This is a genomic window from Rhizobacter sp. P3_B12 (assembly GCF_056402895.1).
The window spans coordinates 1-2,247 of sequence record NZ_JBFUGN010000986.1 but is presented as its reverse complement, the minus strand read 5'-3'; the positions used below and the strand labels follow the sequence as shown (position 1 = coordinate 2,247).

The window sequence follows — 2,247 nt, the reverse complement described above, 5'->3', positions numbered from 1 at the left end:
GCTGGAGCCCTACGTGACGATCCTGCCGACGCGCACGCCGGTCAACGCCAACACCGCCAGCAAGGAAGTGCTGGCCTCGGTGATGAACCTCGACCTCGGCAGCGCCGAGCGCCTGGTGCAGGTGCGCCTGCGCACGCCGTTCAAGACCCCGGCCGACATCAAGGCGCAGCTCCCCGCCACCTTCCCCGACCTGAACGCGCAGCAGGTCGGCGTGAACACCAGCTACTTCGAGGTGCGCGGCCGCCTGCGGCTGACCGACCAGGTGCTCGAACAGCGCTCGGTCGTCCAACGCAGCGGCACCACCGTGACCCCGTTGTCGCGAGAACGCGTGAGCTCGATCGACAGCAGCAATTGACAAGCCCCCGCAGCGCCGCCACGCTGTCGCAGGAATTACTACAACAAGACACCGTAAGTCGTTGATTTCCTAAGGTTTGCGCGCGCCGAATGCCTACAATGCCGCAGCCAACATTGCGCCTCCCATGAGCACACTCGTCATCCAGATCCCGCCCCGTCCCCGGTTGCGCGCCAGCAGCCAGGCGCCGGCCGGCGCGGACGGCACGGGCACCGAGTACGTCTACGCGATGTCGCCGGACGGCCTGTCGATGGCCACGCACGGGCGTTGCGCCGCGTCGCTGCTGCCGAAGGCGAGCGTCGTCGTCGCGGTGCTCGCCGACACCGACGTCAGCTGGCACCGCATCACGCTGCCGAAGGCACCCGCCGCGCGGCTGCGCGCCGCCCTCACCGGCGTGCTCGAAGAAGCCCTGCTCGACGACGCCGAAGGCGTGCACCTGGCGGTGGCGCCCGAGGCCACCGCCGGCCAGCCGACCTGGATCGCCGCGGTCGACCGCCTGTGGCTCACCGGCGAGCTGGCCGCCCTCGAGAAGGCGCAGGTCTTCGTCGATCGCGTGGTGCCGGTGGCCTGGCCCGACGATCCGCCGACCGGCCACTTCGCCGAGAGCAGCGCCGATCCGCAGGCCGCCCGCGGCTCCGAAGGCGTCACGCTGAGCTGGGCGCACCATGACGGCGTCGCGCTCTTCAGCCTGCAGGGCACGCTCGCACGCGCGCTGCTGCCGCAACCGCTGCCCGAGGGCGCGCGCTGGAGCGCCACCCCGGCCGCCGCGACCACCGCCGAGCGCTGGCTCGGCAACCCGATCACCGTGATGACGCCGGCCCAGCGCGCGCTGCAGGCCTCGCGCTCGCTGTGGAACCTGCGCCAGTTCTCGCTCGCCCGCAAGAACCGCGGCACCCGCGCGATGCGCGACAGCTGGCGCAAGTTCCTGACCCCCGCCTGGCGGCCGCTGCGCTACGGGCTGATCACGCTGGTCGTCGTGCAGCTGCTCGGCCTGAACCTGTGGGCCGCGCACCAGAGCTCGGCGATCTCGGCGCGCCGGCAGGCGATGGTCACCGTCGTGCAGACCGCCTACCCGCAGGTGCGCGCCGTGCTCGACGCGCCGGCCCAGATGCAGCGTGAGACCGACACCCTTCGGGCCGCTGCCGGCCGCCCTGGAGAAACCGATTTCGAGCCGATGCTGCAGGCCGCCGCCGCCGCGTGGCCGCCCGATCGCCCGCCGGTCGAGACGCTGAAGTACGAGCCCGGCAAGCTGACGCTCGCGGCCGCCGGCTGGAGCCCGCCGCAGATCGACCAGTTCCGCAACCAGTTGACACCCGCCGGCTGGCAGGTCGAGTCGGTCGATGGCCGGCTCACCATCAGCCGCGCACCCGCCACGACGCCAGGACGCCCGCTGTGAGTACCGCCCGCAACGCCCGCCCTTCCCGTCCCGCGCGCCTGGCCCTGCCGGCCCCGCTGGCGGCCATCCGCACCCAGTTCGTCACGATGTGGAGCGGCCTCGCCGCGCGCGAGCGCATGGGCGCCGGCGCCGCGATGATCTGCGTCGGCATCCTGGTCGTCTGGATGATCGCGGTCGCGCCGGCCTTGCGCGTCTTGCGCGAGGCCCCGGCCACGCTCGATGCGCTCGACGCCCAGCTGCAGTCGATGCAGCGCCTGGCCGGCGAGGTGCGCGAGCTGCGCGGTGTCGCGCCGGTGTCGCCGCAGCAGGCGGCCGAGGCGCTCAAATCGGCCACCGACCGGCTCGGCGACAGGGGCAAGATCTCGGTGCAGGGCGACCGCGCGACGCTGACGCTCACCGGCGTCTCCGGCGAGAAGCTGCGCTCCTGGCTCGGCGAGGCGCGCAGCGGCGCGCGCGCGCGGCCGGTCGATGCGCAGCTCACGCGTGGCCCGCAAGGCTA

The 2,247-nt window shown here is 72.9% G+C and carries 3 protein-coding genes; all 3 read left to right on the top strand.

Going from position 1 to position 2,247, the window contains the following annotated elements; all coding sequences use genetic code 11:
- Nucleotides 1–355 (top strand): type II secretion system protein GspK (locus AC1D01_RS31050; protein WP_477873304.1); only part of this gene is annotated, 355 nt, incomplete at its 5' end.
- A 124-nt stretch (nt 356–479) separates the two neighbouring features.
- Complete coding sequence (gspL, locus tag AC1D01_RS31045) at nt 480–1,748, top strand: type II secretion system protein GspL (protein WP_047500224.1); 1,269 nt, start codon at nt 480–482, stop codon at nt 1,746–1,748.
- Nucleotides 1,745–2,247: type II secretion system protein M (locus AC1D01_RS31040; RefSeq protein ID WP_477873302.1), on the top strand; the 503-nt coding region annotated here is incomplete at its 3' end. The genes gspL and AC1D01_RS31040, both read left to right, overlap by 4 nt.

Excerpts from the sequence above, each read along its gene's own strand:
- gspL (WP_047500224.1), top strand. The coding sequence starts at position 480 with ATGAGCACACTCGTCATCCAGATCCCGCCCCGTCCCCGGTTGCGCGCC.